Here is a 2,936-nt window from a genome sequence, read left to right on the forward strand (position 1 = left end):
GCTCAGTTCATTATTAGTCCAGTTAAAATCAATAACTACAAGTATTTAAATATGAAATAATTATCGAACTGAGGTTATATATAGGTAGATAACAGTTCATTTAGATTAAAGAGAAATATAAAGTGAGGAGATTAATCATGTACAAGAGTACCTTAGTTGAAAATCAACAAATTAGATATCTATTATCTTTGATTAAATCTTACTATAAATCAGATCGCAAAGAAGATTCAATTAGAGAAGTTAATATGATTTATGTAGCTAATAGAGTCACAGATATGACTGTTAGAAGTCATATAATAGAATCTTGGGATAATTTACAAATAAAAGTTGGTCATGAGATAGCTCTTTTGGAAGATAATTGTGATAAAAGCATTATCAATAAACTATATCGAAGAGGGCGATCAATATGTTTTGTAGTTAAAACAAAGCCTGACAAGTCATCTTATGACATTCATGAGTTAATAAAAAAAGCATCTAATATAGATATAATAATTAAAGAGTTTAATATGATTTAACATATTTAATTTCAGGTTTGGAAAATTTGAATTTAAGGACATAGAAGTCAGATTTTTGATAGTAAAATTAAATTTCAGTAGCTATAATTTTACTATTTATTACTAAATTAACAAACTCTCTTATTTTAGGTTGGACAAACTTATTTTTGGGATAATATATAAATAAATCTTCTTCACCAGGGAGCTCATTAGCAAGTATTTCTACTAATTTTCCTTCTTTGATTTCTCTTCTTACAATATATTCGTGAAATTGTGAGATACCTATACCGTCTATAACACATTCTTTGATAAACTCTATACTATTTGTAGAGAGATCTGGGATACATACTTTTGCATCAATATCATTTTTAGTATTTGCAAAATGTATTCTTCTGGAATTATGGGTTATATAGTTATAATTTGATAGATCTTCCAGACTCTTAGGAGTACCGTTTTTTCTAATATACTCGGGACTTGAACATAGTACATATCTTGTTTTTGCAATCTTGCGAGCTATAACATCTTCTAGTGGAGGCCAGTTTACTCCAAGAGCGATATCAGTTTCCTGTGTCTTAAAGTCAGGTAATTTTTCTATTATATTTATATCTATCTGGACTTTAGGAAAGTTTCTTGAGTATTCTTTTATGAGTTTTAGAAGAAATTCTCGGGCAAAGAAAGGAACTGTAGTTATCTTTAATATTCCAGATGGTTCACTATGAAAAGATTCTGCTAAGCCTCTTACTTTTATTATCTCTTGTTGAAGGCCAATACAATAATCAAACAAAATTTTCCCTTCATGTGTAAGAGATAATGATCTAGTTGTACGATTTATTAGATCAACTTTTAACTCTTTCTCAAGTTGTTTTATAGAGTGACTTATCGCAGCTTTTGTAACTCCGAGTAATTCTGCAGTCTTTGTGAAACTATTATGTAAAACAAGCTCATAGAAAACTTCAAATAAAGATACTTGGATTTTTTTGTAAATTCTCATTGTTTAGAAAAATTAAACTTAAGTTAAATATATGCTATATTGTAAAAAGATATTTTTAATTTACCATATATCTATTAAAAGTAAATTAAAAAGAGATATGAAAAATTATAAAATCGTAATTTTATTAAGCTATATAAGTATAGCCAGTGCCTCAGCAGTTATTATAAATCCGGCTTTACCTGAAATATCTAGTCAATTTAGTTTATCAAATGGTACTGTTGAATGGCTAGTGAGTATTTTTCTTATCGGATACGTTGTCGGCCAAATAATCTATGGTCCAATAGCAAAGAAATATGGAGATGCAAAAACACTTAGAATAGGGATGATTATAAATATTGTAGGTCTTGTTATTTGCTTGTTAGGCGCAACGTATTCATCTATGTTTATACTACTCTTAGGTCGGCTTATAACAGCTATTGGAGCATCTGCAGGTCTTGTTTGCACATTTATAATCTTAAATAATTCAGTTGCCCCCCAAAAAGCTAGGTTGGCTTTATCTTTTGCAACAGTATCTTTTGCTATATCTATAACATTAGCAACTCTAATTGGAGGTTTAATAACAACTTATAGCTATTGGAGTAACTGTTTTTATGTTTTATTGTTACATGCTCTAATAATGTTTGGAACAAGCTTTTTATATGAGAATAAAAGAGATTCAAACTTTAATTTGAAAGTAGTTTCTATTATTGATGGTTATCTTAAGGCCTTTAGTAGTTTTAAATTAATAACTTTTTCATTAGCCTTGGGTGTTATGTCTGTTTTTACTTATTGTTATTCTGCGGCAGGACCTTTTATAGCTCATCGGATATTTAACTTCAACAGTGCTGAATATAGTTTGTGGACTTCTATGACAATTGTGGGGATTTTGTTAGGAGCTATAGTAGTTGCTAAGATAATAAATATATATAGGAGTGAGAGAATATTACTTATTGCTTTAGTTTGTCTTATTATTTTGATTGTAATTTTAGCAGTACTAAAAATTACAGATAATATTACACCTATTATATTCTTTTTAATAGTTACTTTGATGTATTTTGTATGTAATTTTATATTCCCTACAGGATCACATATTGCTTCAAATGCAATTGATTGTAAGTCTAATGCTTCTTCAGCAATGAATTTTATAAATGTATTATCTTCTGTTGTAGGTGTCACTATAATGGGTTATATGCCATTTGAGTATATTTGGAACTTTATGCTTATATGTGCGATTCTCCCGATTGTTTGTTCTGTGTTAATTATTTGTAATAGGTTTTAAAGCTAGCATTCTTCTAAATTTATACATCTATCTAATTTTTTGGGATAAGTTGTCTTAAGCACGTCAAAAGTAGAAAATACTAGGTTCTGTGCACAAAAATAAATTTTCATCGAAGTCAAATAAAAGTACAAGCTAATTTAATCATTCCTAGATATGCTGAAATAGTTTTATCAAACCTAGAAAATACTCTTCT

General features: G+C 28.5%; 3 protein-coding genes and 1 pseudogene. 2 read left to right on the forward strand and 2 right to left on the reverse strand.

The genetic code is table 11. The features are described 5' to 3' along the window. Positions 1 to 137 precede the first annotated feature (137 nt). Positions 138 to 515: a normocyte binding protein 2b gene (locus AB8E56_RS11450; RefSeq protein WP_329481229.1), complete on the forward strand. Its 378-nt coding sequence runs from the start codon at positions 138 to 140 to the stop codon at positions 513 to 515. A gap of 67 nt (positions 516 to 582) precedes the next feature. On the opposite strand, the gene AB8E56_RS11455 is transcribed toward AB8E56_RS11450, so the two are convergent. Further along, positions 583 to 1,485 carry a LysR family transcriptional regulator gene (locus AB8E56_RS11455; RefSeq protein ID WP_329481231.1) on the reverse strand — a complete coding sequence of 301 codons (903 nt, stop codon included), beginning with the start codon at positions 1,483 to 1,485 and terminating at the stop codon, positions 583 to 585. Positions 1,486 to 1,582: 97 nt separating this feature from the next. Between AB8E56_RS11455 and AB8E56_RS11460 the strand changes: the two genes are divergently transcribed. Next, positions 1,583 to 2,743, forward strand: coding sequence for an MFS transporter (locus AB8E56_RS11460; protein ID WP_329481233.1), 1,161 nt, complete (start codon positions 1,583 to 1,585; stop codon positions 2,741 to 2,743). 115 nt (positions 2,744 to 2,858) lie between these two features. Here the strand turns inward: AB8E56_RS11460 and AB8E56_RS11465 are convergent. Beyond that, positions 2,859 to 2,936: pseudogene (locus AB8E56_RS11465) on the reverse strand (IS5/IS1182 family transposase); the annotation flags it as partial.

Source organism: Francisella sp. 19X1-34, from assembly GCF_041102755.1.
Lineage (GTDB): Bacteria > Pseudomonadota > Gammaproteobacteria > Francisellales > Francisellaceae > Francisella.